This is a genomic window from Streptomyces sp. NPDC006476, from assembly GCF_040612015.1.
Taxonomy (GTDB): Bacteria; Actinomycetota; Actinomycetes; order Streptomycetales; family Streptomycetaceae; genus Streptomyces; species Streptomyces griseorubiginosus_B.
Genome location: NZ_JBEXPK010000096.1, coordinates 1 through 26,496, shown reverse-complemented (window position 1 = coordinate 26,496; position 26,496 = coordinate 1). Strand labels below are relative to the sequence as shown.

21 protein-coding genes and 3 pseudogenes are annotated in these 26,496 nt (G+C 68.0%); 12 read left to right on the top strand and 12 right to left on the bottom strand.

Features of this window, described 5'->3' with window-relative positions; all coding sequences use genetic code 11:
• Positions 1 to 96: 96 nt before the first annotated feature.
• Positions 97 to 758: pseudogene (istB, locus tag ABZZ74_RS47080) on the top strand (IS21-like element helper ATPase IstB); the annotation flags it as partial.
• Between the two features lie 42 nt (positions 759 to 800).
• On the opposite strand, the gene ABZZ74_RS47075 reads toward istB, so the two are convergent.
• Complete coding sequence (locus ABZZ74_RS47075; protein ID WP_356950271.1) at positions 801 to 1,457, bottom strand: HAD-IA family hydrolase; 657 nt, start codon at positions 1,455 to 1,457, stop codon at positions 801 to 803.
• Positions 1,458 to 1,732: 275 nt separating this feature from the next.
• Here ABZZ74_RS47075 and ABZZ74_RS47070 point away from each other — a divergent pair, with 275 nt between their 5' ends.
• The 4 genes and pseudogenes from ABZZ74_RS47070 to ABZZ74_RS47055 all read left to right on the top strand — a co-directional run bounded on the left by ABZZ74_RS47070 (position 1,733) and on the right by ABZZ74_RS47055 (position 5,021).
• Positions 1,733 to 2,350, top strand: coding sequence for an NUDIX domain-containing protein (locus ABZZ74_RS47070; protein ID WP_356950270.1), 618 nt, complete (start codon positions 1,733 to 1,735; stop codon positions 2,348 to 2,350).
• An 860-nt stretch (positions 2,351 to 3,210) separates the two neighbouring features.
• Positions 3,211 to 3,916, top strand: a pseudogene (locus ABZZ74_RS47065) (MgtC/SapB family protein); the annotation flags it as partial.
• Positions 3,914 to 4,450, top strand: a complete 537-nt coding sequence (locus ABZZ74_RS47060) for an NUDIX hydrolase (RefSeq protein WP_356950272.1) — start codon at positions 3,914 to 3,916, stop codon at positions 4,448 to 4,450. The pseudogene ABZZ74_RS47065 and the gene ABZZ74_RS47060, both read left to right, overlap by 3 nt.
• 124 nt (positions 4,451 to 4,574) lie before the next feature.
• On the top strand, positions 4,575 to 5,021 hold the full coding sequence (locus ABZZ74_RS47055) for an NUDIX domain-containing protein (protein ID WP_356950269.1): 447 nt from the start codon (positions 4,575 to 4,577) through the stop codon (positions 5,019 to 5,021).
• A gap of 296 nt (positions 5,022 to 5,317) precedes the next feature.
• Here ABZZ74_RS47055 and phoU read toward each other — a convergent pair whose 3' ends face one another.
• The 3 genes from phoU to ABZZ74_RS47040 form a co-directional block, all read right to left on the bottom strand.
• Entirely contained in the window at positions 5,318 to 5,992 is a 675-nt protein-coding gene (gene phoU, locus ABZZ74_RS47050; protein ID WP_356950268.1) for a phosphate signaling complex protein PhoU, read from the bottom strand.
• Positions 5,993 to 6,315: 323 nt separating this feature from the next.
• Positions 6,316 to 6,858, bottom strand: a complete 543-nt coding sequence (locus ABZZ74_RS47045) for a phosphoribosyltransferase family protein (RefSeq protein ID WP_356950267.1) — start codon at positions 6,856 to 6,858, stop codon at positions 6,316 to 6,318.
• 80 nt (positions 6,859 to 6,938) lie between these two features.
• Positions 6,939 to 9,038, bottom strand: a complete 2,100-nt coding sequence (locus tag ABZZ74_RS47040) for a HEAT repeat domain-containing protein (RefSeq protein WP_356950266.1) — start codon at positions 9,036 to 9,038, stop codon at positions 6,939 to 6,941.
• A gap of 589 nt (positions 9,039 to 9,627) precedes the next feature.
• On the opposite strand from ABZZ74_RS47040, the gene ABZZ74_RS47035 reads away from it, so the two are divergent.
• The 5 genes from ABZZ74_RS47035 to ABZZ74_RS47015 all read left to right on the top strand — a co-directional run bounded on the left by ABZZ74_RS47035 (position 9,628) and on the right by ABZZ74_RS47015 (position 17,103).
• On the top strand, positions 9,628 to 12,222 hold the full coding sequence (locus tag ABZZ74_RS47035) for a hypothetical protein (RefSeq protein WP_356950265.1): 2,595 nt from the start codon (positions 9,628 to 9,630) through the stop codon (positions 12,220 to 12,222).
• Between the two features lie 38 nt (positions 12,223 to 12,260).
• Entirely contained in the window at positions 12,261 to 13,682 is a 1,422-nt protein-coding gene (locus ABZZ74_RS47030) for a M1 family metallopeptidase (protein WP_356950264.1), read from the top strand.
• Positions 13,683 to 13,909: 227 nt separating this feature from the next.
• Entirely contained in the window at positions 13,910 to 15,109 is a 1,200-nt protein-coding gene (locus tag ABZZ74_RS47025) for an ISAs1 family transposase (protein ID WP_356950263.1), read from the top strand.
• Positions 15,097 to 16,083 (top strand): aminoglycoside phosphotransferase family protein, encoded by a 987-nt coding sequence (locus ABZZ74_RS47020; protein WP_356950262.1) that lies wholly within the window; start codon positions 15,097 to 15,099, stop codon positions 16,081 to 16,083. The genes ABZZ74_RS47025 and ABZZ74_RS47020 overlap by 13 nt, the downstream gene beginning before the upstream one ends.
• Before the next feature lie 435 nt (positions 16,084 to 16,518).
• Positions 16,519 to 17,103 carry an IS110 family transposase gene (locus ABZZ74_RS47015; protein ID WP_356950261.1) on the top strand — a complete coding sequence of 195 codons (585 nt, stop codon included), beginning with the start codon at positions 16,519 to 16,521 and terminating at the stop codon, positions 17,101 to 17,103.
• Here ABZZ74_RS47015 and ABZZ74_RS47010 read toward each other — a convergent pair.
• The 4 genes from ABZZ74_RS47010 to ABZZ74_RS46995 all read right to left on the bottom strand — a co-directional run bounded on the left by ABZZ74_RS47010 (position 17,053) and on the right by ABZZ74_RS46995 (position 20,410).
• Entirely contained in the window at positions 17,053 to 17,559 is a 507-nt protein-coding gene (locus ABZZ74_RS47010; protein ID WP_356950260.1) for a hypothetical protein, read from the bottom strand. The two genes, ABZZ74_RS47015 and ABZZ74_RS47010, sit on opposite strands and share 51 nt — an antisense overlap.
• Positions 17,560 to 17,605: 46 nt before the next feature.
• Positions 17,606 to 19,198: a hypothetical protein gene (locus ABZZ74_RS47005; protein WP_356950259.1), complete on the bottom strand. Its 1,593-nt coding sequence runs from the start codon at positions 19,196 to 19,198 to the stop codon at positions 17,606 to 17,608.
• 4 nt (positions 19,199 to 19,202) lie between these two features.
• On the bottom strand, positions 19,203 to 19,535 hold the full coding sequence (locus ABZZ74_RS47000) for a helix-turn-helix transcriptional regulator (protein WP_356950258.1): 333 nt from the start codon (positions 19,533 to 19,535) through the stop codon (positions 19,203 to 19,205).
• A gap of 71 nt (positions 19,536 to 19,606) precedes the next feature.
• Positions 19,607 to 20,410: a site-specific integrase gene (locus ABZZ74_RS46995; RefSeq protein ID WP_356950257.1), complete on the bottom strand. Its 804-nt coding sequence runs from the start codon at positions 20,408 to 20,410 to the stop codon at positions 19,607 to 19,609.
• Between the two features lie 372 nt (positions 20,411 to 20,782).
• Here ABZZ74_RS46995 and ABZZ74_RS46990 point away from each other — a divergent pair.
• A pseudogene (locus ABZZ74_RS46990) lies at positions 20,783 to 21,030 on the top strand (transposase); the annotation flags it as partial.
• Between the two features lie 23 nt (positions 21,031 to 21,053).
• Here the strand turns inward: ABZZ74_RS46990 and ABZZ74_RS46985 are convergent.
• The 3 genes from ABZZ74_RS46985 to ABZZ74_RS46975 all read right to left on the bottom strand — a co-directional run bounded on the left by ABZZ74_RS46985 (position 21,054) and on the right by ABZZ74_RS46975 (position 24,288).
• Positions 21,054 to 21,608 (bottom strand): maleylpyruvate isomerase N-terminal domain-containing protein, encoded by a 555-nt coding sequence (locus tag ABZZ74_RS46985; protein WP_356950256.1) that lies wholly within the window; start codon positions 21,606 to 21,608, stop codon positions 21,054 to 21,056.
• A 147-nt stretch (positions 21,609 to 21,755) separates the two neighbouring features.
• A complete protein-coding gene (locus ABZZ74_RS46980; RefSeq protein WP_356950255.1) occupies positions 21,756 to 21,971 on the bottom strand; it encodes a DUF6884 domain-containing protein in 216 nt (71 codons plus the stop codon).
• A gap of 1,459 nt (positions 21,972 to 23,430) precedes the next feature.
• Entirely contained in the window at positions 23,431 to 24,288 is an 858-nt protein-coding gene (locus tag ABZZ74_RS46975; protein ID WP_356950254.1) for an alpha/beta hydrolase, read from the bottom strand.
• A gap of 209 nt (positions 24,289 to 24,497) precedes the next feature.
• Between ABZZ74_RS46975 and ABZZ74_RS46970 the strand changes: the two genes are divergently transcribed.
• Positions 24,498 to 25,451, top strand: a complete 954-nt coding sequence (locus ABZZ74_RS46970) for a helix-turn-helix transcriptional regulator (RefSeq protein WP_356950253.1) — start codon at positions 24,498 to 24,500, stop codon at positions 25,449 to 25,451.
• 270 nt (positions 25,452 to 25,721) lie between these two features.
• Here the strand turns inward: ABZZ74_RS46970 and ABZZ74_RS46965 are convergent, their stop codons facing one another.
• Positions 25,722 to 26,390, bottom strand: a complete 669-nt coding sequence (locus ABZZ74_RS46965) for a transposase (RefSeq protein WP_356950252.1) — start codon at positions 26,388 to 26,390, stop codon at positions 25,722 to 25,724.
• Positions 26,391 to 26,496 lie beyond the last annotated feature (106 nt).

Here is a 26,496-nt window from a genome sequence, read left to right as displayed (position 1 = left end):
GACAGCAGCAGACTCGCGGCCCTTGCCCCTCACCGCATCAAGAACGGTGCACTCTCATCCGTACGAGGTGGTGCACGTTCACTTGTACGCGGACACCAGATGTCGTATCGCGGGTTCCTCGCCGAACTGCTGATGGCCGAGTGCGACGACCGGGCCCGCCGCCGTTGGGAACGACGGATCAAGGCCGCCGCCTTCCCCCGCGAAAAGTCACTGCGGGCCTTCGACTTCGACGCAAACCCCAGCGTCGACCCGGCGGTCATCCACACCCTGGCGACCTGCGAGTGGGTCAAGAAGGGCCTGCCGCTCTGCCTGATCGGCGACTCCGGCACCGGCAAGTCGCACCTGCTGATCGCACTGGGCACCGAGGCCGCGATGGCCGGCTACCGGGTCTGCTACACGCGCGCCACCAAACTCGTCAACGAATTGGTCGAGGCCGCGGACGAAAAGGTGCTGACCAAGACCATCGCCCGCTACGGCCGAGTCGACCTTTTGTGCATCGATGAACTGGGCTACATGGAGCTGGACCGACGGGGCGCTGAGCTGCTGTTCCAGGTTCTGACGGAGCGCGAGGAGAAGAACAGCGTCGCCATCGCCTCGAGAGTTTCAGCGGCTGGACCAAAACCTTCACCGATCCCCGGCTCTGCGCGGCCATAGTCGACCGACTGACCTTCGGCGGCAGCCTCATCCAGACCGGCACCGACTCCTACCGCCTCGCGATCACCAAAGCCCGGACCGCTGCACAAGAAAACTCCGGCTGAGGACGCCGCCCTGGGTGACTGCTGAGCTTGCTCGCAGACCAATCAAGCGGCTCCGGAACCGGGACGCTCACCGTCGTGGCCACCTGACAGCAGAGCCAACGCCTCCTCCGGCCTGGTCAAGGTGACGTCGGACGGTTCTGCACCGTCATGCTGGTGTCCCCATGCGGCAGCCGCACCGCGGCTGCCCGCGGCGGCAGCAGCACGCAAGTCGAGCGGTGAGTCTCCGATATAGGCGAGATCGGCTGGTGAGACGCCAAGATTCTCAGCAGCGAGGACCAGGCCGTCACCAGCCGGCTTGGGGCGCTGCACGTGATCTCCACCGATGAGTACGTCGACGCGGAGCCCTGCGGCCTTCAGCAGCATCGCTGCAGCACGGCTGCTGGCACCGGTGAACACCGCCACGGCACGGCCGCTTTCCCGGAGAGTGTCCAGCACATGGGCCACACCCGAATAGGGAGCGACCTCCACGCCCTTCAGCTTGCTGTAGTACACCTCAGTCTCGTCCAGCGCGAGTTCGCGTCCGACCAGGTGAGTCAAGATCACCTCGGGTGTTCCGAGGTGATAAGAGGCGACCACCTGTTCAGGGCCCACGCTGGGCCCGCCGAGCTCCCGCACCGCAGCAACGAAGGCCGTCGGCACCACGACGGTGGAATTCAGCAGCGTGCCGTCCATGTCCCAAACCAGCTCACGGGTCGTCATCCGGCAATCCTGCGGCAACAGTCCACACGCGATCAAGACCGGTCGTGGAGCCGCAGCAGGGATCGCCCGGCAGCGGTGTCAGTTCTCATCGACATTTCGGGGCTCTGTGATCGCCAAGTGCTGCCCAAACTCGTCGACATGTGGTGTCCGTTCTCGGTTACGAAACCACCCGCCCGACGTCAGACGATCTCCGACAGAGCCCGTAGTGCCCCAGATGCCCGCGGCAGATGGTGTAGTCGAGCACGGTTGTCAGTGGCTCCTGCCAGCATGCACAGATGACCTCGACTGACCACCTGCTCACCGTTCCTGACAAGCAGCCACGTGCCCGCCTTCTCGACCTGGTGGGTGCCATCGAACCGTGGGACGACCTGGAGCGCACCCATCTGGAGACCGCCAGGCAGTGGATCGCCAGCGGAGCCCCGGTCTACCGGCTACGCAAGCCGGATGTTCCGGCGATGCACTTGGTGAGCTACTTCGTCGCACTCGACAACACCCGGGGGCAGCTGCTGCTCGTCGCGCACCGGAAGGCGGGCCTGTGGCTGCCAGCCGGAGGACACGTCGAGCCGGTTGAGGACCCGTGGGCAGCGGTGCGCCGCGAATGCCGTGAGGAGCTGGACATCGGAGCCATGGCATCGCCGATCACCGGGGAGCGGCCCCTCTTCCTCACCGTCACCCCAACCCGGGGCCAGAACCCGCACACCGACGTCTCGCTCTGGTACCTCCTCAATGCCGACGCCCACACCATCACCTCTTACGATCACGCCGAGTTCAACGCAATCCGGTGGCTAACTGACGAGCAGGTGCTCGAGGAGTCGGCCGAGCTGCTCGACCCCCACATGCACCGCTTCACCCGCAAGCTGCAGCACGCCCGGACCAGTAGGCATCCCGGGTAGCCTCCTCCGGCTGTCCGCGGTGCCGCACCACCCCGCATCTTGGGCACCTCGCCGTTGGCTGCGGAGTGAGCGCAGAACCCAACATGATGAAGGTCGCGATCCCGGAGAGTATTCCGGTCTACGAGAAGCCACGAGGGCGACCGGACGCGCTCACCGTACCCGGTGAGGTGTTCTACTTGAGCTGCCGACACCAGGACTCCCTCAGCGTCGCAGGAAGCGAGTACTGGGTGAAGCTGGAGGCGGTCGGGCATTTCGTGGGCCCAGAGCCCCTCTACCGTCGCAGGGGGTGCGGTGAGGCCTTGACGTCGTCGGCAACTCCGCCCCCGTGATCCGCCCGTCGCCCGGCGCATGAACGGCATCACGCGCCAGGCATATCAGGGGGTAAGTCCGAACGGGCCCGTGCCGAACGCAGTTGGTACGGGCCCGCTCCGCTTTCTGGCTTCACCGGTCGGCGACTCGTCTGCCCGAGGTCACGCCCAGCCACGCCGTTCCGCGCCCGGTGATCTCATTCCATACCGTCTGGAACAGGCATCCGGAGGCCACGAACCAGCCCGGCAGGTCCATGACGGTCGACCTCCGTAGTACGTCGGTCAGTACCTCGTTTCGGCCTGCCGCTTCAGGGCGGCCAGTTGCTCATCGAGCGGAAGCGCGGCCGTCACGACCCCCGTCCTACCAGCCGGTTCTGACAAACGGTCGGCAAGACCAACAGTGAGCCGATGGGGGCGCCGCTGCTGGACCGTCGGCTGTTCGGCTCAGGCGGCCGCCCACGCAGGGGCTGACCGGCAGTACTGGTGCCGTTGCTGTTGCCGGGTAGGCGTGCGTCAGCAGAAGGGCGACAGGCGAGCAGCGGGAAGGTGCACATGGTCGGGCTGGCGGCGCCGTTGTGGGACGTCCACAACGGGCAGGGACTGAGGCAGCTGGGTGAGCTGGGGTTGGCGCTGGTGCTGTCGAGCCTGATCGGGTGGGAGCGGGCGGCTCAGCAAAAGAGCGCCGGGCTGCGCACCCACACCCTGTGGGCATCGCGAGCGCACTGATGATGGAGGTCTCCAGCACGGCTTCACCGGCGTCCTGGGCCTGGACAACGTCTCCTTCGACCCCTCCCGGGTCGCCGCGCAGATCGTGTCCGGCATCGGGTTCATCGGCGGCGGCCTGATCTTCGTACGACGCGATGCGGTACGGGGTCTGACCACCGCGGCGACCATCTGGCTGACCTGCGCGGTCGGTATGGCCTGCGGCGGTGGGCTGCCGATCCTCGCGCTGGCTGCCACCGCGCTGCACTTCCTCGTGGTACGCGGCTACCCGCTGCTGTCCGCCCGCCTGATACCCGACACCGCGGCCTCCGCAGTCGAGGCCCGGCTCACCTACCGCACGGGCACGGCGCTGCTGCCCCGCCTGATGCAAACCTGTACCCGGCGGGGCTACCGGATCGTTGCTGTCAAGGTCGAGCGATTTCCCGGCCGCACGGACAACGCCGCCCGCGTGGTCCTGGGCCTGGAGGGCACCGACGATCCGGCCCGGCTCGCCTCGGAGCTCTTCCAGGACGACGGCGTCATCGATGTGGAGATGCCACGACAGCCGCGGACGACGAGTGAACGGGCCTGGCCTTCCGGCAATCTGACACACCTTCTTCCGAAGATGCCGCCGCAACCGGGACCATGGACCGCTGGCCGGAATGTCCTTTGCGACGGGGAGAGTCCCATCGATACATCCTTCAAAGCCGTTCTGCTCGACTCCGAGATGCGCGTGCTGCTGGGTACCAATCCCCGCGGGGAGTGGGAGCTGCTGGGCGGCCGCGCCGAGGCCCAGGACGCGACGCCGCAGGACACGGTGCGGCGCGAAGTCCGTGAAGAGGCCGGGATCGACATCACCGTGGGCGCCATCATCGACACCTGGTTCTACGACATCCCGGACACGGGACGCGTCGCCGTCACCAGCTACCTGGCACGGCCCGTCGACGATGTCTCCCCCGTGCTCGGGACGGAGCATGCCGACCTGGCGTTCTTCCACGCTAGGGAACTCGACGACATCAACCTCCCCGAGGGCTACCGCCACTCCATCCGACTCGGGATCGACCAGCTTCAGGCGACCTGGGGGAAGTAATGCAGGTCAGACGACATGGAGGGTGTAGTCCTCCGCGTGTTCACCCATGACGAGCTAGAGGACCATCTCTTCGATCTTGGGGGATTTCTCGTTATCGAGGCGGTGGGACCCCTACGCTGCGGGAATGCGGGAGTCGACGTTGCGTATCCGAGTGGCTGCCTACGTCCTGCGCCGACGCGCAGGGCGGTCGACGGAGTTGCTCGTGTTCGACCACGACGCGGACCTGCCGCCCGGCACGCACGTCCCGGCGGGAGGTGTGGCCCCGGAGGAGCCGCTGGAAGAGGCTGTGTTGCGGGAAGTCGCGGAGGAGTGCGGACTGACGTGCGTGCGGGTGCTGCGCCCCCTCGCGCAGGAGCGCACCCCGCACCCGATCCGCCGTTTCCCCCGCCACACCACCTTCTTCGAACTGGAGGTGGACAGCGACGCAGACGTCCCGCATGCGTGGGATCACCACGTGACGGGCGCGGGGCGGGACAACGGCATGACGTTCCACTGCCGCTTCGAGCCGCTGCCCCTGGCCTTCCCCTTGGCGGATGGTCAGGATGCCTGGCTGGATCGAGTGAAAGCCTGAGCGCCTTCGCCTGATCGCTTCCAGGCTCGTAAGTCACCTCGTGGATCGAACGGGCTGGTGGGTACCGCCATGGGTGAGAAGGTACCTCTGTGACCAGAGACCTCGTTGATCTGATCAATCGGCAGGAGAGACCTCACGGATGGAGAGTGGACGAGACTCACGCCGCAACTGCCCAAAAACAACAGCCGGCGCGACGCGACCACCGTCAGGTGATCATGGGCAGTCGCGCACCCACTCCCCGACGACATCAACTCGCCCGGCGAATTGCGAAGGGTCGGACGGAGATGTGATCCAGGTCAGGGGATGCCGGGAGTGACGGTCAGGTAGTCGTCCGCGCTCTCACCAGTAACGAGATAGACGACACGGCGGGCGATGGAGACGGCGTGGTCGGCGAAGCGTTCGTAGTAGCGGCCCACCAGGGTGACGTCGACGGCCGTCTCCACGCCGTGGTGCCAGCGCTCGTCCATCAGGTGATGGAAGATCATGCGGTGCAGCTCGTCCATCCGGTCGTCGTCCCGCTCCATCTGCAGCGCCGCATCGACGTCCTGGGTGATGAGCACCTCGACGGCCTGGGCCATCAGCCGCTGCGCGAGCTGTCCCATCTCCAACATCGTGCGGCGCAGATCATCCGGCACCGCATGCTGGGGATGACGCCGCTGAGCCACCCTGGCCACATGCTGCGCCAGGACACCGCAGCGCTCCAGGTCCGCGCTCATCCGCAGCGAGGTCACCACCATCCGCAGGTCCGTGGCAACCGGCTGCTGGCGGGCCAGCACCGCGATCGCCCGCTCCTCCAGATCCCGCTGCAGCGCTTCGACCTGCTCCTCGGTGGAGGTGACACTCTGCGCCTGCTGGAGGTCGGCGTCCAGCAGCGCGCCGGTGGCCCGGCCCATGGCCGAACCCACCAGGTTCGCCATCTCCACCAGGGCCTGGCTGATCGACTCCAGCTCCTTGCGATACGCCTCGCGCATCCCGTCCCTACCGCCCAGTCCGCAGCCCCGCCTTCACCGGCTGCCAGCCTCGCACACCGCTCACCCGACACCGCGCTCGCCCACGGCGTACAACGCCCTTGGACCTCGAGGGTCAGAAAAGCAGTACGCCCGTCACCGCCCGGGCCCATCCGGGTGGCCGAACGTACTCAATCCCCCGCCGATGGGGGCAAAGGCAGAGGGGCAGTTCGTTGGCCGACACGACCGGCTTGGCAGCATGCGCTGCCAGAGGATGCATGTTCCAGATATCTCCGCGGCGCGGTGGCGTCTGGCCGTGCGTAGAGCGCAAGTCAGGCGTAGCTGGCCTACTCGTCAACCTGGTACGGCGGAAGGTCGCCAAAGGCCAGCAGGGCCTGGACCGGCCCGACCACCTTCCTGCGCTCCTTACCGAGCTGATCGACGATGACACTGCAGCCAATCCAACTACTGCCGCATTCCGTAACCATGGCCCTGACTGCGGCGGCCTGAGTCCCGGTCTCGATCCAGTCGTCAACCAATAGCACCCTGTCGTCCGGATTCAGCGCGGACCGCTGAATCCGAAGACGATGCTGCTGTCGCCGGTAATCCGCTGCTGTCAGACGCTCAACCTTCTCACCGGGAAACAGACCATCGCCCTTTCGGACCGGGACGAAGCCCACCCCCAACTCCACCGCAGCGGCGGCACCCAGGAGGAAGCCTCGCGACTCGACACCGCACACCGCGGTGATGCCTGCATCCTTGAAGGGCTCGACGAGAGCGCGGACGATCGCGTCCAGGGCGCTGGCATCGCGGAAGATCGCCCATACATCGGCATGGCCGTCAATCCATGCGAAATGCTCCAGAGCAAGATCGCGTGCGGCTTTGGTCACCGGCCTGAGTCTTCACAGGTGTGGAGCAGAGATCAATCGATTATCGGTGACCGTCCTGCTGCTGCTCTGTGCCTCGCCCGTTAGCGCACACCGGGCGCGGAAGGATCGAGCCGAACGATGAGGGCACGGGTGAGCCGCTGGAGTTCCTCGTCGTTTTCAAGCGTCTGGAATCCGTTGCCGCGCTCAGGCTGGGCCAGTTGCTCGCGGAGCAGGGGCAGGGCCGGTGCCGCGAGAGTGCCCATGCGGTCCAGGCAGGCCACGACGGCGTTGGCCGTCGCGGGCTTCTCGGCCAGGGCCTGCAGCAGGACGTTCAGGACGGCCGGTGCCTCGGCTTCGCCGCCGATCTCCCACAGCGCGGCCGCGCACGGCACCCGCACCCACTCGTAGCTGTGCGTCAAACGATCCCGCAGGCGCGGCAAGGCGGCGGAGGCGGGTGGGCCGATCTCGGCGAGGACATCGGCGGCGTCGCTGATGCGGAAGGTGATCGGGTCGTCGAGGAGGTCGAGCAGGAGCGGCATGACCTCGGACGGGTTGCCGCAGACGGCCCACAGTGTGGCGACGGCTGCGGGCCGTACGTGCGCGTCGGGGTGGGTGGTCAGCTGCCGGATCGTCTCCCGGGTGCCGGCCGCTGCGGGGCCGAACGCCCCCAGCGCCTTCAGGGCCCGTGCCGTGACGCCGTGCTGCTCATGCCGTACTGCGGTGTCGAGAGCTTCCGCCACCGCGTCGATCGCGGCCGGGTCGCCGAGCGCGGCCAGGGCGGAGAGGATCGCGTTGGCGCTCATCTCCGTCCACTCCTTCGAGAGGTCGAGGCGGCGCAGGTGGCCGCCGAGGCGGGGCACCAACTCGTCGGCGGCCTGCGGCAGATGCCGGGTGACCTGGATCGCGCGCCAGGCGTCGACGTCGCCGTCCAGCGCGGCCAGCAGGCTCGGAAGGGCGCGGGCGTCGCCAAGGCGGGCCAGGGCCCGCACGGCCGCCTGGTGGCTCTTGCGCAGCCGCGCCTCGGGGGCGGCCCACACGTTGGGGCCGTGAGCCGCGCGTTGGGCGTCGACGTGCGCGGCGAGTGCCTCCCGGGCGGGGTGGGCGATCGGGTGGCAGGCCTCCAGGACGCCGGCGGCCTCGGCGGCCACCTGCAGGTCGTCCGTGGGGAGTTGGCCGGCGACCAGCATCAGCAGGGGGGTGTGGTCGCCGCGCCAGGTCCGCATCAGCTCCCCGCTCATCCGGACCGCGTCGAGGCGCGTGCCGGGGGCGGGGCTGGCCAGCTGCTCGGCCAGCACCGTGGTGCGTTCGGCCACCCTGTGGCCCAGTACGTCGTGGAAGGTGCGCAGCAGGCCCGTGGTGTGCGCGTACACCCGCGTGCTGTGGTCGAGATCCTCGAAGGCCGCGACGACCTGGGGCGGAACGCCCTGGGCGGGGACCGGCCGGCGGTTCGGGACGGGTGCGATCGGCTGCACGGGCAGAGTACGAGCGCTGTCGTGAAGCAGGGTGACGGCGGCCGGGACGACGTCCTCGCCGATCTCCCCCGGCGTGCAGCGGGCCCGCTGGATCAGGGCCGCGAGCCGGGTCACTGGACCCCAGGCCGGCTCGGCGGCCAGCCGGCCGAGCCACTCCTGCACGTGCGGCGAGGTCGTAGGCAGCCGCAGTGCCAGGACGGCGGCCGCGTCCAGGATCCGCAGCCGGGCGGCGATATCGCGCTCTGCCGTCAGCCGCTCGCGCAGCAGGCCGGCGGCTCGGCCGGCATCGTCGAGGAACAGCCCCAGTCCGGGGATCGCGGCCAGGCGCACATGCGGGTCGTCGTCGCGGGCAAGGTCGGCGAACTCCACGCCCCGAGCGCGCAGGAAGGCGGCGGCCTGGGCCGGCGGGTAGTACTCGATCTCGGTGCCGTCATCGTCGAAGCCCCGCTCGAGGGACTCCCGCCCGATACTGACCACCAGCGCGACCACGGCCGCCCGGTCGGGCGTCGAGGGGGCGACGGCCACTTCGAACAGGAAGGGCAGGCTGGCCGCCGTGGACGAGTACACGCTGCCCTGATGGTGCACGGCGCTGTAGATACGGTCCAGGGCCTTGCGGCGCTCCTCGGCATGCGGCGAGCGCAGCGACCTCAGCAGCGCCGGTATCTCCTCGGAGGTGCCGTACGCGTGATCCAGCGATGCCCAGTCAACGTCATCAAGTCCCTCAAACATGATCCAAACCATGCCAGGCAGCACTGACAACCGGAGAGCAGTGGCTGGCAGGCCACGGTGGATCTGCGGGCACAACACCAGGGATACGGTGATTGGCTTCGGCGCCCAGCGACAGGCCGATCCCGAGTACTGGTGAACAGGCACGACATAAGATCAATCAGATTGCAGCCGCTACATGCTGTGCCCGTTCTTCACACTCCTGAGGACGGGCTGACGGTGCTGCTGATCAAGGGACACGACGAGGTCCGCCACCCAGCGGGTGACGGACCTCGTTATTCGTCGGTGGTGTCCGGCTGGGGGGTTACTGGCCAAAGTCGTCCAGCAACCAAGAAGTAAGGGCGCGGAACGCGCCCGCGACAGCCCCGCGGAGGGCTGCACCGGCCAGGACGATGCGCTCACGGCGTGTCAGATGCGTGCGGAACAATGGGATCTCCACGAGGTCGTGGTGGATGGTGGACAGCCGGCCGGCTTGCTGTCCACGTTGAACCTCGTGTGGAGGGCGCCTCCGAGTTGCGACAGCTCAGCAACTGAGGTGGCCGTTGTTGCAGTTCACGCCGCGGTGATGTGCCGTATCGAGGACCATGGTGCGATGAGTGGCGACACGGGACGGCGGGTGGCGGGGTCGAAGCGGCCGCGGTCGGTGGAACAGGCGACAGTGGGATGGCCCGCTGCACTGCGGCAGTTGAATGAGTTGCTGTTCGAGGTGTACCTGGCGGCAAGCGCGCCGACCCTGGACGAGATCGCCGCGGATATTTCCGGAGACGACAGGTTGCCTGGGTCGCCGGGTCGTGACACCGTCGGCCGTGTCCTGGGTAAGCCGGTGCTTCCCCCGAACCAGCACGACGTCGTCTCCGTCGCCCGAGTCCTGGCTGCACGGGCCCGATGGGACGCAGATGATCTGGCAGTGCGCGTACGCGATCTCTGGGTTCAGGCGCGGCTGGCAAAGGGCGCCGGGCGGCCACTGGAGGAGATCGCCAGCAACGACGAATACGTGGTGCGCCGTCTGGAGGTCCACCAATCCCTGGATGTCGATGGAGCCCGGGATCGTCTGGGGCCTCTGCCCGCATACGTACCGCGGACGCACGACGCGCGCCTGCGGGACGTAGTCGCCGAGGCGAAAGCCGGACGCAGCGGCATTGCCGTTTTGGTCGGTGCCTCCTCCACTGGCAAGACCCGCGCGCTGTGGGAGGCAGTGCGCACGCTTCCGTCTCCATGGCGGTTGTGGCACCCCTTGAGTACCGGCGGCCCTGCCGCGGTTCTGGCCGAGCTCAGCAACGTCGCTCCGCGGACCGTTGTGTGGCTGAACGAAGCCCAGAATTACCTGGATTCCGGCGCGGAAGGGGAACAGGCCGCTGCAGGTCTCCGTGACCTCCTGACGGATCCGGCTCGAGAGCCGGTCCTCGTGCTGGCCACGCTGTGGACTGAACACTGGGACACCCTGACCCTTCGGCGCAGCACAGATCATCATGGCCAGGCCAGGCAGTTGCTCGCCGACCATAAGATCGATGTGCCGGACGCGTTCACCCCTGTCGAGCTGTCGGCATTCGCGCGGGCCAGCTCCGATGCCCGGCTGACGGAGGCCATCCGCCAGGCGCAGGACGCACAGATTACCCAGTATCTAGCGGGAGTACCCGTCCTGCTCGACCGCTACGCGGCGTCCCGGGGGGTTACCCGGGCGCTGATCCACGCTGCAATGGACGCCCGCCGTCTCGGCGCAGGTCTTCACCTCCCCCTGGGCTGGCTCGTCGACGCTGCACCCGGGTACCTCACCGAAGCCGAGTACCACGCGCTTCCCGACGACTGGCTACCGCAGGCTCTCGCCTACGCCACCGAACTATGCAACGGCACTCCCGGCATCCTCAGCCCCATCAAAACCGGGCCCAGCCGGAACGAGCGTCCCCGCCGGCGGCCAGCCATCAGTGCTCCCCCGTCTCCGCAGCACGAACGGCCAGGACCGCACTACCTGGTCGCTGAGTACCTCGACCAGTACGGCCGAGATCATCGCGCCCAGACCATACCGCCGATCGGCTTTTGGACCGCGGCCGCCCGCCATGCCCATCCGGCCGACTGGCACAAACTCGCTACAGCCGCCTTGAGACGCGGCCTGTACCGCGACGCCGCCCAACTCCACAAATTCGCAGTCGCCCATGGCACGCCAGATGCCGCAGTCGGCCTGGTCAGCATCCTCCTCCAAACGCAGCCCGAAGATACACGCCCCCTCCAGTGGGCCGCCGCCCGCGTTTCTGACAGCCCATGGCCGGTCGCGCAGATTCTGACAGCGCTGGAAGGACGGTCGGCACAGCACGTCAACTCGGTCCTGAAAGTCAACCCGGCTGCCACGGCCAAGCTCGATTCCCCTTGGCGCGTGAGCCAACTGCTGCGCGCACTCGGGAGGGCAGAGGCCACAGCACAGATGGAGCTCCTGGCGGAACGGGCAGCCGCTGGCATCCCCGTCGACGACGCAGCGGAGGTGAGCGTCCTCCTGCAGGGGCTGTCAGCTGTCGGGGCCACTGAAGCGATGAAGGCTCTGGCTGACCGCGCAGCCCCTCGCTTCCGCCTCACCGAACCACGTGCAGCAGCCGGACTTCTTCAGACACTGCACGATCTGGGTGCACATGATCAGGCTGCGATCGTGGCGCACCGAGCCGCCGCTAGCATCAACATTGACGACCCGGGACCGGTGGTGCAGCTCCTGGGCGCGTTGCAGAGCACTGGCATGCACAGCCAGGTGGCAGTACTGGCCGAGCGGGCCGCCGCCGACACCCCCATCGACAGTCCGAGCCGCGCGGTCGGCCTTCTGACTGCGCTTACAGATGCGCGCATGGGCGAGCACGTGAAGGTTGTGGCCGAACGCGTGGCTGCCAGCACTGTTATTGACAATCCGCGTGAAGCAGCGGTCCTCCTGCGGGTGATGTATGGCGCCGGCCAACAGCACCATGCCCTGGCCTTGGCCGAACGGGCCGCTGGCGGCTGCGTCCTGAAGTACCCGAAGACCGTAGCCGAACTGCTACCACGTGGCCAGGCCTCATGGAAGGGGATGAACTGCGGATGGGTTGAACCGGGATCCTTACTGTGCGCCAACGTACAGCGAACATCCCCTGCGTACCCTGGCATTTTCGCCGCCCAAGCGGAGCCGACCTCCCCTCTTTGCGCGGGCCTGTGTCGGCCGTGGGGAACCCTGTGACAAGATCCGCTGGCATGTCATCTGTCATGTCGTCTGCCATGCCTTCGTTGCCTTCGTCGCCCAGGGGCCCCTCAAGAACCGGTCGCCGTCTGCTGGTCGCCCTGCTCACGCTGATCGCGACTGCAGGCTCCACCGTGGCCGAGGCCGGCACGCCGTCCGGCCCGGCGCCCGGCGCCGCGGTGAGAGCGGCCGAACCCGCGACGCCCGACCGCCCCAGCTACGACGTGAAGCTGCGCGCCGACGCCGACGGCTCCCACTGGGCGGGCCGGCAGACGGTGTCCTTCCGCAACGCCTCCAGCCGGCCCCTGCGTGAGGTGTACATACGCCTGTGGGGCAATGGCGAGGACGGCTGCGGGACATCCGGAAGACCGTCCCCCGTCCGCGTCTCCCACGTGCGCGGCGGCACTCCGGGCCGCCCCGGCGTGAAGTGCACAGCGCTGCGCATCACTCTGCCGAGGCCGCTCGCACGCGGTGAGCGGACGGCCGTTTCCTTCGACGTGGCCCTCACCGTGCCCGCACGCAACAACCGCTTCGGCCGCGAAGGCGCGTTCCGCTTCCTGGGCAACGCGCTGCCGGTCCTCGCCGTGCACGACGCGAGGGGGTGGCACCTCGATCCGTATGTGTCGTACGGCGAGAGCTTCTACACCCTGGCGAGCGACTTCCGGGTGCGCCTCGACCACCCGTCCGCCCTCAAGGTCCCGGCGAGCGGCAGCACATGGACCCGCTCCGGCGGTACCGGGCGTACGGTCACCCACAGCGTCGCCAAGCGGGTGCGGGACTTCGCATGGGCGGCGGGCCCGTTCCGCACCGCGACCCAGACCTCGCCCGACGGCGTGCGCGTGAAGTCGTACTGGTCGCCGAACACGCCCGCCGCCGGTGTCCGCCTCAACCGCAAGGACGGCGTCGCCGCCATCGACCGGTTCGGCAGGGAGTTCGGCCGCTATCCGTACGGCGAGATAGACCTCGTGATGACCCCCGGGTTCGCCGGCGGCATGGAGTACCCCGGCCTGGTCATCCTCGGCACCGAGGAGGAGGGCGGCGCCACCGTCCATGAGATCGCCCACCAGTGGTGGTACGGCGTCGTGGGCAACGACGAGTACAACTCACCCTGGCTGGACGAGAGTTTCGCTCAGTACGCCAACGCGCGCTACTACCGCTGGGACGGGTTCGAGTGCTCGCCGGACGACTCCTGGCCGAGCGCCACCGCCGCGCTCACCAACTCGATGGCCTACTGGTCTACACACCGTGGCGAGTACTTCCAGGTCGTGTACGGGATCGGCCCCTGCGTCCTGGCCGACCTGGAGCACGTCCTCGGGGCCGGCACCATGGCGCGCCTCATCAAGAAGTACGCCCACGACCACTGGTACGGCGTCTCCACCACCGTCGACTTCAAGAAGGCCGCACAGTCGATGACGCACAGGGACCTCGGCCCCTTCTGGCGGAAGCACCGCATCCGCTGAAGTCGCACTCCGCTCGCGGGTGACGGGCCTACCCCGTCGGCGCCACGATGACGGTGACCGACGGGGTACGCGGGCAGGGCGGCGTCGTTCCGGCGGTGCATCAGGGTTGATGGGGCTTCAGGAGCTGGGGCAGGACTGCGGGGTGGTCGGCGGGGGCTGACGCGGAGGCAGGCACGACTTCCGGTGATCATGAGGTGTCGAGTCCCTGATCACCACGACGGAAGACCGTGCCTGCCCGCTCATCCTCGCTCATCCCGCGCCCTCTGGGCCAACTCGCCGACACCGCGCCGACCGTCCCAGATGACCTCCCCGGCCTGCTGACCTGCCTGGCTCAGGTGCCCGATCCCCGCCGGGACCAGGGCCGACGCCTCCCGCTCGCGTTCGTCCTCTCCCTGGCCGCGTGCGCGGTCCTGGCCGGAGCGAAGTCCCTGGCCGCGATCGCGGAGTGGGCCGCCGACGCCCCACCCAACGTCCTGGCCCGGCTCGGTGGCCCATGCCGGGAGCCGGGCCGCGGCCCCGTCGCCCCGGCCGAGGCCACCGTGCGTCGTGTCCTCCAACGCATCGGCGGCGACGCGCTGGATACAGCCGTCGGACGTTGGCTCGCCGGGCGCGAACGCGCCGCCGGCCAGGAGGAGAACGACAGCGACCGGCGGCCCCTGCCCTCCCTCGCCGTGGACGGCAAGACCGTGCGCGGTGCCCGCCGCACCGACGGCACCCAGGTCCATCTGCTCGCCGCGATGACGGGGATCGGCCTGGTCACCGCCCAGCGCGAGGTGGACGCCACGACCAACGAGATCACCGTCTTCCAGCCCCTGCTTGCCCCGCTCAACCTGCACGGCACGGTGGTCACCTTCGACGCCCTCCACTCGCAGACCGCCCACGCGCGCTTCCTCGTCGAGGACAAGCACGCCCACTACATCGCGCTGATCAAGGGCAATCAGCCCACCCTGCACCAGTGGCTGAAGGCCCTGCCATGGCGGGAAGTGCCACTCCTGGACAAGACGCGGGCCACCGCGCACGGCCGCGACGAGATCCGCCGGCTCAAGGCCGCCGCCGTCGCCGGGATCGCGTTCCCACACGCGGTGCAGGCCGTCCAGATCGATCGGCGCTCTCCGATTCGCCAACCAGACGAACATCGCCGCTGGACTCCGCCACCACACCCGCGACGCCAACCGTCCACTGATCACCCTCGGCATCATGTGATCAACCAGGACACATCACCTGAACGACGCGGCCCTGCGGGTGCCTGGATGGCCGAGGATTCAGAGGCTGGGAGGCCGCGAGCCCAGCAGTCGGCGATACAAACGGTGCCCTACTACGACCGCGCGGCTTCGCACTACGCTGTGCAGCGCCGGGAATGGGGCGGGTCGGGGGAGGTCTCGTTGCCGGGTTGCCGTGATCGAAGGAGCCTTGTGTGGAAGCCGTGACGGAGAGCATCACGAAGAACCGGCAGTCGGCGCGCACGCTGCGCGCGCTGGTCGAGCGCGCCTACGGCAGCGGGCAGGTGCCCCAGGGCGACGGCTTCGCCGAGGAGATCACCCACGGCTGGTTCAACGTCGCCTACCGGATCCGGTTGCGCGATGGGCGGCAGGTGGTGCTGAAGATCGCTCCCCCGTCGGATGTCGCGGTGCTGACCCGTGAGCGGGGGATGATGCGCACGGAGCTGGCCGCGATGGCGCTGGTGCGCGAGCGCACGACGGTCCCGGTGCCGCGGGTCGACTACGCCGATCTGACCGGGGAACTGGTCGCGGCCGATTACTTCTTCATGGAGTACGTGGACGCGGACAACTTCGGCATCGCCGTCGAGGAGGGGCGGCTGCCGGCCGAGGTGGTCATCGCGGGCGGGCGGCAGCTGGGCGCGCTCAACCGGGAACTGAACTCGATCACCGGCCCGCACTTCGGACCGCTGGTGGGCACGGGCTCGGCGACATGGCGCGAGGCGTTCACCCTGCTGATGGAGGACACCCTCGCCGACGGGCGGCGGGCGGGCGTCGACATCGGCAGGGACTACGACGAGATCCGCGCGGTCTTCGCGGAGAACGCGAGTGCTCTGGACGAGGTGGGCGAGCCGCGGTTCGTCGAGGTCGACCTGTGGACGAAGAACTCGATGATCAGGAATGGCCGGATCGTCTCGATCCTCGACCACGAACGCGCGATGTGGGGGGACCCGCTGATGGAGGCGGGTTTCACCGGCATCGATCTCCCCGCGTTCGGCGACCCAGCCGACTTCGTCAGCGGATATGGCCTGGGCGAACTGTCCCCCTCGCAGCGCAAGCGCCGGCTCCTGTACTCGCTGCATCTGGCCGTCGTCATGATCGTCGAGACCGTGTTCCGGGGCCACACGGACCCGACCACCTACGACTTCGCCCGCACCCAGCTCGATCTGCTCATGGCCCGCTGAACGAGCTCCCAGGCAGGTACTGCGCATCGGGGCATCACCAGCGGAGACCCCGCTCCGCCGTCCTCGGCATCGGCACTGCCGGTGCGCTGCTGATCAGCATCCGGCAGGTGCCGCTTCTCGTACGGCTGCCGGGAGCGCCCGCACTCCTGCGAGGCGTCGGGCGTGATGATGTGCACGCACCCGATCCACGAGGCGCACGCGGGCGAGCGGGGCCTGTTCGGCGTTGCTTCCGCCTCCGCGTCTGCGGGCGACGCCACCGTGTTCGCGTTCCAGCATTGCCGGCCAGCCGACCGGTGGGCGCAGAAGCGCAACAAGGTCACCCTTTTCTGCATCAGGTATCGCTTGACGATCCACCGTCGTGCAGCGTACTGAGCCTTTCCAAGTCCGGCTCTCATCGAGGCCCTGGACGGCGACTTCACCGACCACCACGCGTTCATGGTCCGCCACTACCTCGACGAGATCGACCGCTTCAAGAGCGCCGTCACCGTGTTCGACACGCGGATCGCCGACCTCCTGGCCGAACGCGAGCACGAGCTCGACCTTCTCGACTCGCTCCCTGGCATCGGCCGGATGGCAGCGGAGATCATCCTGGCCGAGACCGGCGGAGACATGAACCAGTTCCCGACCGCCGGACACCTCGCGTCGTGGATCGGTGTCTGCCCCGGACAGAACGAGTCCGCGGGAGTGAGCAAGTCGGGCACGACCCGACCGGGCAACAGCAACCTCAAACGGCTGCTCGGTGTCGCTGCCATGGCCGCTATCAGGAACAAGGACACCTACCTCGCCGCCTACTTCCGGCGCATCTCCGCACGCCGCGGAGGCAAACGCGCCGTGGTCGCGGTCATGCACCGTCTTCCCGGCACTACAGCCAGACACCGCTGTACCGATGTTCCCCAAGGCCGTGGAGCTCCGTGGGTTCACGGAAACCGAAGTCTCTTCAGTGCGAACCCAAGGGTCCACCGGTGTGCTTCAGGTCAGTGGATCCGTGGGTTCGGGTGTAACGCGAGGATGCTGAGTTAGCCGAAGAGCTTCGGCCAGAACGTCGGCGTCGACCTGTGCCAGTGTCCTGTCGCCGTACTCGAGGATGTCGTACTCGTCGTCCAAGTTGGCGAGTCGTTCGGCCAAGGGAAGTTCGTGCCCGAAGCGCTGGTGGATCCGGAAAACCAGCTCGCGTGGCGTCAACTCGCCGGCCAGCATTCGGGCGGCAAGTGCTCGTGCGGCGGCTTCCTGTCCGGCAAGGCTGCCCACTGGGTAGAAGGTGAGGCCCAGTTCGTCGAGTGCGGGGGGAAGGAGATCGGGGACGTCGTAATCCGCCTCCGCGCGTGTGCACGCGGCCAGCATCCGCAGGGCGGGACTGTCGAGGCCGGCGACGAGCGCATTACAGGCGCCGGTGACGACATCGGTAGCACTGATCTCGCCCATGCTCCAGAGGGCGGCATGGTCCTGTAGGGCGAGTGCTGCTGCTTCGGTCGACATCACTCGTCCATGATTCCCTTCAGGGTGCGTCGCGGTCGAGCCGGTTTCAGCGGAGGTGCTGTCCAGCGGCCTGTTCCAGCAGGGCTCGTGCGGATTCCGCGTAGCGCATCGCGGTCTTCTCGTCGAGGCCGAATACCTCGGCGAGGTGGAGCGGGTCGGGGCCGTGGGTCAGGGCCTCTTCGAGTTGGCGGTCGACGCGGAGCCGTTCCAGCGTCGCGTCCTGCCCGCGCATCGCGGCGCTGATCCAGTGGTTGCTGGCGCGGCTGGTCTTCGTGGCGGTCTGGTTGTTGATCAGTAGGTGGAGGTTCGCGGTGTTCGGCCAACGGTTTCGCCGGTGCTCCAGCCAGTCCAGCAGCAGTTTCAGGGTGAGGTCGTCGAGCGGACGGACGCGTCCGTTGATGGTCAGCCGCCGGTTGCCAAGGTCGACGTCGTCGAGCATGAGGGTGGCGATCTGGGCGACCCGGGCGGCGTGGACCGCTGCGAGGGCGAGGATGAGCCGCGTCGCCGGGGTGGTGGCCGCCGCGACGGAGCGATCGACCTGTTCGGGGACGAGCGGTTGCAGCACGGCGTACTCGTATTGCCCGACCTTGATCCGGCTAGTGGGGTTGCGGAAGATCACTCCGTTCCGCTTGGCCCATGTGAACAGCGAGCGCAGGGCGACGAGTTGGTCGTGGCGCTGGTGGCCGTGCAGTGTCTTGATGTAGGTGAGGACGTCCTCGCGGGTCACCTCCCGCAGGTGGTCGTAGGGGTTCGACCATTCCAGCAAGGCCGGGCGGACCCAGTTGAGGTAGAGCCAGACCGTGCCTTCCCGTCGCGGGAGGCTGCGTGGGCCGCCGTCGCGCAGGACGCGGGTCCAGCGCTCGGCCTCCGAGCGGATGCCGGGCGCGAGATCCTCCAGCCTCTCTGCGATCCAGCGTTCGAAGGAGGGTTCGCTGTCGTCCTCGAAGATCCCCATGTCTTCCAGGACCGTGACGGTGTGGCCGACCGGCAGGTCCAGGGACCGGAGCGGGGCGAAGATCTCCGTGTGCCGGATGACGTCGCCCTCGACGTAGCCGGTGAGGACGAGGGCCAGGCCGCGGTTGACGGCGAAGCGGATGTTGCGGCCCCAGCCGCGAGTCTCGGCGAGCCGGTGGGCGAGGTACTTTGCCCAGGTCAGCCACGGGCTGGCCAGGTCGGCGTCGGCCAGGGCGAGCCGGCTGTAGTCGCGGGGGATCTGTGCGAACAGCGGTAGCTGCCGCCAGCCGGGATCCGGGCGCCAGGCCGGTGCAGGAGACGGCTTGCGCGGGGCTCTCCGCCGTCCTCCTCGTGTCCGAGCTGCTGGGGTGGTTCTCCTGCGGTAGTGCATCCCGACGAAGAACAGTTGGTGATGCCGGACGGCGGCGAGCCGGTCCCGCACGTCCGTCTCGTCCGTTGGCTGACCGACGACGGCCTTCGCACTGAGGCGGGCCTGGCACCAGCACAGGCGGCAGTAGTCCCACTTCAGCGGCTGGACGCGGCGGCAGCCGGTGCATGCGGCCGCCTCGTGGCCGCGACCGAACATATAGCAGGTGGGGCAGAGGCGGCCGCTGAAGTTTCCCCAGGCCAGACAACTGTCGCAGGAGTCGGTGGGCTTGACGTAGCCCTTCGGAAACAGTGCCACCGGATCACTCCGGCGGCAGCGACCGGCCATCCCGGCGCTTGGGAATCACCGTCGGTGCGGCGGTTCCCGCGCCGACCGCGGCCCGTTCCTTTTCCTCTGCCTGGCCAGGGTGGCGGACCTTTTCTGGTTCGGGGATCAGCAGGTCTCCAATCTCGCAGCCGAGGACCACGCAGATGACGTCCAGGTCCTCCAGCTTGAGCGAGACCGGCTGGCCGGACCACAGCCCGGACATCTTGCCGGCCGAGATCACCAGGCCGTGCTCGGCCAGGCTCCGCTGGAGCTCGGACGCCTTCCAGATACCCTTGTTCGCGGCGGTCAGCCGCAGGTTCCACCTCATCGGGCCAGTCCTTCCAGCCGCTTCGCGGCCCGTTCCATACCGGCGGCCCAGGCGTCCTCGACCCGGGTCTGCTACACGTGGATATACCGCATGGTGGTAGCGATCCAGGAATGTCCGAGGACCTCCTGGATTGCGAGCAAGTCCAGCCCGTTTCCGTAGAGTTGGGACGCGCAGAAGTGCCGCAGGACGTGCGGTGTCAACCTGTCCGTCCAGCTCGGCAGATGAGCCTCGACCGCGTTGTCGAGCCCGTTGCGTAGGGCGTCGTCGCCGACCCGGCGGGCGGAGCCGTCGGTGTTCCTGCGCTCGGAGGGAAACAGCGGGGCACCAGGGCGAGTGTGATCGTCGTCGAACTGGCCCCACACGTCCTCGATGAACCACCGCAGTGTCCGGTCGGCACCGTTGATCAGCGGAACCATTCGCTCGCGCGGCCCCGAGCCGCGGGCCCCCTTGCCGTGGCGGACGTGGAGTTTGCCGAAGCGGCCCAGGTCCCACTTGATGTCGTCCAGGTCGAGCCCACACGCCTCGCTCACTCGCAGGCCGACCTGGGACATCAACTTCGAGGCGGTGTAGTTCCGGACGGTTGGGGCGAACTTCCGGCAGGTGGCCAGCTCACCGCCCCAGCCGGTGAACAACCTCCCGATCTCCGGCTCACTCGGCGGGATCCGCAGCTGGGCGTCCTTGGCTCCGCGCGGCCGGTTCATCTCGTCGATCGGACACTCGACCACCCGGCCGGTCATCCGGTGGATCTCGACCTTGTGCCGCAGCTCCAGGAACGTGAAATACGTGCTCAACGCCTGCGACCGGCCCAACCGGGTGCCGCTGGGCGAGTGCCGCAGAACCTTCCCGAAGTACACGTCCGCGTCAGCGGGCTCCATGTCCCACAAGGGCCGGCCGAACCAGGTCCTGATCTGATCCAGGTGGCCAACGTCCCGCGGATGGTGCCGTCCGCCAGCCCTGCTGAGGCCCGTGCGAGGACGAACCCGGACAGCACATCGGTCTCGAACCGCTCCAGCTCCTCAGCCGACGCGGGCGCCCAGTGCTCACGCAGGTCCCGTACGACTGCCAGCGCCGCCAACCCGAGCCTCCTCGCCTTCGACCCGACTGCGAATCGGTCGGACGAGATGAGAACGCTTCAAGAATCCCGAAGTTACGTCACAAGCCAACAGAGCACACGAAGGAGGAAGAACCCCCTGGCCACGGCCCCAGAGAATCAGCGGGGCTCAGGGGAACTCACGGGATGTCGCACAGAACTCGCGATCCCGAAACTGCGGGCCGGGAGCTTCTTCCCCAGCCTGCTGGAACACCGGCGCCGCATCGACAGGCCCTCCACGCGGCCGTCATGGAGGCATACGTCCACGGGGTCTCAACTCGCTCCGTCGACAACCTGGTCAAAACCCTGCGCTCGGACACCGGCATATCGAAGAGCAAGGTGTCGAGGATCTGCGCCGGCCTCGACGAACAGCTCGACGCATTCCGGACCCGACCCCTCGATCACATCCGGTTCCTGTGCGGTTGGAGTTACTTCGTGGCGAACCAGGACATACGGTCGGTGGCCTGGCTTCGCATGGTCTCGGGCAACTGCAGCGGCTTGAAGGTGACAGGCCAGTCGGCCGACCGGTAGCCCGCGTTCAGGTCGACGTGATGCAGTTCGAGCTCGACGAGCTTGCGTAGGACAACCTGGCTCGCCGGGAACGGCTCAAGGTGCAGGATGGTGACACTCGTCGTCCATGCGCCATCGGGTGTTGTGACGGCGGCGGCCCGGAATGCAGCCGCCGTCCGCTCAATGTCGGCTACTTGCTCGGCGACCGCTCGGCTCGCACCGTTCTCGATGGCCGTGTCGCGGGCTTCTTGACTCGCGTAGGCGGGGATGTCGGTCCCGGTGCGGACGGCCTCCAACAGGTTTCGGTGAGCCTCAGCGGCGCGGGCAATGTGGGTGAGGACGTGGCCGCGGGTCCAGCCGGACAGCAACGACGGTTCGCTGACCTGTTCGTTGGTCAGGCCGCCGGCCGTAGCAATCAGTTTGGCCGTCGCCTTGTCGATTTGGGTGAGTAAGTCCTTCAGCCAGGGTTCCATGTCACGAAACTACCAAGCTATGTTCCATACGGTGTTCAAGATCACGCGCGTTGGTGACGGTGCTGGGCCCGGACCTGGCGCAGGTGGAGTACCGGCTGAGCGAACAGTGCGGATGCGACACGGAGCACGAGGACGTCGCCGCCGAGCTCACGGCGCGCGAGGACGCGCGAGTCGAGTACCGCCTCGGGGAGCGCGCGATCTGGATTCGTACGGCAGGAGTTCGTCCTCAAGCTGGACGAATCCGTGCAGGGCGGAGAGTACGAGGACTCCGCCGGCGGGCCCGGCGATGGGTTCCGCAACTCGACGGCACATGAGGTGATATGAGCCGGTGTAGAGGTCTCGGGCGGGGATGGGGCGGTCCACTGCTCGTTTGGCGGCCGAGCAGGGACGACGACGATCCTGGACGTCATCGGTGTCTCCTTGCGGGCAGGCGTGTCCCAGGGGCCGTGCCGCTTGGGCGACGGCCCCTGGGGCGGGCAGTGGGGCGGGGGATCAGGTAGCGAGGGTGAGGCGAGCGAGGAAGTCGTCGGCCGTGGCGGCGCCGAGCTCCTGCCGCACGGCGTCGCCGCGGTTCCAGACCAGGGGCCTTCCTCGCGTTCGAGGCGCTCGGCCTCAGCGTAGACCTCCGCAAGACTGTGGCTCTGCTTGAAGCGGTGGCCGATCTTCGCTTCGAGTTCGCGGTAGCGGGCGGGCAGTGGCAGGCCGAGGGCCCAGCACAGGCGGGCGGCGCGCACGAGGACGTCGAAGGGGGCGAGGACGCAGAACACGCAGGACAGGCGATGGGCCACGGCCCGCCCCAACCCGTCGGTCGCCCCTGTGATGAGAACGGTCGAACGGTCAGCCATGAATCCTCCGTGAGTTGCCAGGTGATCCGAGAGGCACCAACCAGCCTCTCCGCGGAGCCGTTCACGCGGCAAGAGCAACATCCCGAAGGCCGCTATCGATCGCCTCTATACCCGGTTCAGCGAGAAACCCCTGGTCATGGGTCAACGCGCCCCTGACGCCGCCCCCGCCATCCCGCCGGCCGCCGCGGCGCCCGCCGCCGGGAACAGACCCTCAAGTGCCCCGGACGCCGCCCTGACCGTGAGAAGACGAATTGCATGGCACCCCACCTCGTCGCCCTCGTCAGAGCCGGAGCCCGCTTCGAGCGAGGCCACCTCATGGAGCGCCCCGAGGCGGTGGCCGCGTGAGACGGCCGACGCACGGCGCGCTGCGTAACGTCGAGATCTGGGTGCCCGACCGCGACCGCGCGCTCGCCTAGCTCGGCTGGCTGCTGGCGACGCTGGGCTACAGCATCTCCCAGAGTTGGGCCACCGGCCGAAGCTGGCTGCTCGGGCCGACCACCTACCTCGTCCTCGAACAGTCGCCTGCCCGTACCGCCGACCGACACGACGGCCGTCGCCCCGGGCTGAACCAACTGGCGTTCGATGGCGAGGACACGGCTGCTATCGAGAAGCTGGCTGCCGAGGCGGCCCAGCATGGCTGGCGCCTGATGTTCCACGAGTTGCACCCGCACGCCGGCGGCGGACAGCACGACGCCGCCTACCTGGAGAACGACGACGGCTTCGAGGTCGAGCTCGTCGCGATCAGCCCACCCGAGCGAACGTGAGATCAACTGATCCACAGGTACTGACAATCACTCCCCGATCGCCAACGACGACGTGTGGGCGGCACGGGTACTCAGGACATGTCGACGATTGTCCAGCGAGAGCCTGTTCAACCCGCTGCGTCCACATCTGAGTTCCGCGTCAGTGCCACAGGGGTGCAGGCCTGCGGGCGACTGCTGACCCGGACCTGAAGGACCATCTCACCTCCGTCCCTCCTACGCGCCTGGAAGCGCAGTGTGCGCTGAACGAATGATGTCCGCGAGAGCAGCCGGCTGTGAGAAGAACGGTGAATGCGAGGAGTCGAGCGCGGTAACCGCCGTCGGCCGCGCCGAGATGCTGTCGATCTCTTTGACGATGAGACGCTGCAGCTCAGGCCGTACAGCGTTGTCCCGGGTGCATACGACGTAGCTGTGCGAGATCGAACCGTAGCGCCCGGCAGTCACAGTGATCGACTCGCCGAAGACACCCGCAGGCGCGTCCGCTGACAGCAGCGAGACAGCCGCCTCGGCGATCACCTCGTCGACGTCGTCGTTGTAGAAGGCGTTGCGGATGGCGGCCCGCCGCTCGCTGTCGCCCGTGTCGTAGCGCAGCGCACCGACTGACGCTGGGTCCGTGGAAAGGCCGCGCGCCACCTGTTCTCCCGCGTTCTGCGGCATGAGGGTGTACTGCACTGTGGGCTGGCCGTTGACGGGGGCGAACGCCGCGACGTACATGAGTTCGGCGAAGAGTTCCGGTGCCTGTTCGGCGGCGGCGGTCGCGATGGTGCCGCCCATACTGTGCGCCACGACCAGACACTGCCGGCCCTGTCCGATCCGCCGTACCTGCTCGACCAGAGTCGCGGCAGCGGAGGACGCCGTGATCTTGGCCACCGGCGAGGGTTCCACGGCGAACTCGCCGGAGATGAACGGACGTCCCCATCGAGAGCGCGGCGAGCGGCTCTTCAGTCCGTGACCGTCGAGGTCCACGGCAACCGAGGCGACGCCGCGAGCGGCGAGTTGCTCGGTGACCAGGCTCCAGCACCAACTTCCGTGCCAGGCACCGTGGACGAGGACGACGGGGGTTGCGAAGGCCATGCTTTCTTTCCTCATTTCATCAAGATGCGGGAATGGGGCTGCGACCGGGACGAAACGGCAAGACGTCCTCCCCGGCAGAACGGTATGGGCTTGCAGCCGACGGCAGAACCGCTCAGCCACGTAGTGACGTGCGGTGGATAAACCGGGCGTCGCTCACGTCACTGATCGGTGTGTTTCCGCGCATGGAGGTGGATGCGACGATGCACCTCATGGAACGCTCTCTCGACACGGCCTACGCTCGAACCACCGGTGCCGATCTGGAATGGAGGCCCACCCCAGGCACTCAGCCCACGGACCGGACCGAGTTCGCTGACTTCCTCCGGCGCCGCCGGGAGAGCCTGCGCCCGCAGGACTTAGGGCTGGACCCGGGCACCCGACGCCGGACGCCCGGGCTGCGCCGGGACGAGGTGGCAGCGATGGCGAACATGTCCACGGCTTATTACGAAAGTCTTGAGCAGGCGCGTGGCCCTCAGCCATCGGCCTCGATCCTCGCGGGTATCGCCACGGCTCTACGGCTGACACCCGACGAGCGTTGCCATCTGTACCTGCTCGCCGGGCAGGCACCGCCGGCATCGGCCGAACGGCCGGATTACATCGATGCCGGCTTGCTGTACACACTGGAGGCGATAGCGGCCACGACACCGGCCTTCATCTCCGACGACCTCTCCAATGTCGTGGCCCAGAACCCGCTGAACATCGCCTTGTTCGGCTCGTTCGTCGGCCGGCCCGGCCATCACAGGAATCTGACGTGGCACTGGTTCACCTGCGCACACTGGCGTTCCGTACTGCGCTCGGCGACACCACAGCAAGAGGAGGCGACCGGCTTGTCCTACGTGGCCGACCTCAGAGCCACTCTGGCTCAGCGCGGCCATGACGTGGCCGCCACGACACTGGTCCGCGACCTGCGCGGCGCCAGCACGGAGTTTGCCCGGATGTGGGACCAGCACCGGGTGTCGACGCTGCACTGCTCGACCAAAACCGTCGTACACGAGCACGTCGGGCGCCTCGATCTGGACTGTCAGATCCTCACCAGCCCCCTGTCCCGCCAACGGCTCCTCCTCCTCCAGCCCGTTGAGGGCACGCAAACAGCAAACCGTTTGAACCGCCTTGAGCAACTGATCAGCAGCGCGAGCCACGTCGTCCAGGCGCCGTGTCCTGGCTGATCGCACTTTGTAGTCGTAGCGGATCTTTCGCAATGAGAGCCGGACCGGGTTCGCCCGGCAGCCCACCCCTCGAGACATCCGCTACGGGGTCTGTCAAACGAGCGGCCCCGGCCCATAGTCGGTGGTGCGTTGACCTCATGAATTCAGCTACGGCCGCGGTCTGATGCCCTGACAGAAGAAGGGTGCCTCTCACCTGCGATGATCTGGATTGTCTAGATCAAAACCGTCGCGAGGAAGAGACACCCAACAGGTGCAGGCTACCGAATGGGATCACCGGCTCGGCGTGCGGGCCGACGGCAAGCGTCTCGTCGGGTACGCGGGGGTGGTGCTGCTGAGGAAGGTCGCCGACAGTGTCGGGCTCACCCGTGCCCTGGCCGCCGTACTTCCGCGGGGCACCGGGCCAGGGTGGCGGGACCGGGGCGTCGTGCTTGTCCAGCTGGCCTGTGCGATCGTGCTGGGCGCGACGAATGTTCTGGCGGCCGAGCAACCGCAGTACCAGTGGCGGGCGTTGTTCCCCAAACCGGTCTCGGACAGCACACTGCGACGTGCCCTGGAGGCGGTCGACGGACCGGTTGCGACGCGCATCGAGCGAGTCCGCGCCGTGATACGCCGGGCGGTGTGGACCTGGCTGGCTCTGCGGCCCGGCGGCTTTCCCTGGCGCGCGGCCGCCGAGGCCATTGCATCGGCGGTGACGACGACGCCGCGCAGGTCGAGCCGGTCCAGCAGCGGGGCGAAGGCGGGGATCTCGTTGCTCTTCGCGGCGACTTGACGCTGGGCGATCACGGTCTGGCAGCCGTGCAGCGCGGCGGCGAGCAGGTGGACGGCCATGCCGTCGGTGCGGGATCCACGCACAGTCTTGCCGTCGACGGCCAGGCCGATCAGTGTCTCGCCGGGTTCGTCCACCGGGTCGGCGGCGTACCGGGCGAGCCAGGCGCCCACGGCGTCGTCTAAGACGTCATCTCATTTGGTGAGTCTGCGGTAGCAGATGAGGGTGCAGGCGATGCTGGTGAAGGCCAGGAAGTGCTCGGCTTTGCGCTCGTAGCGG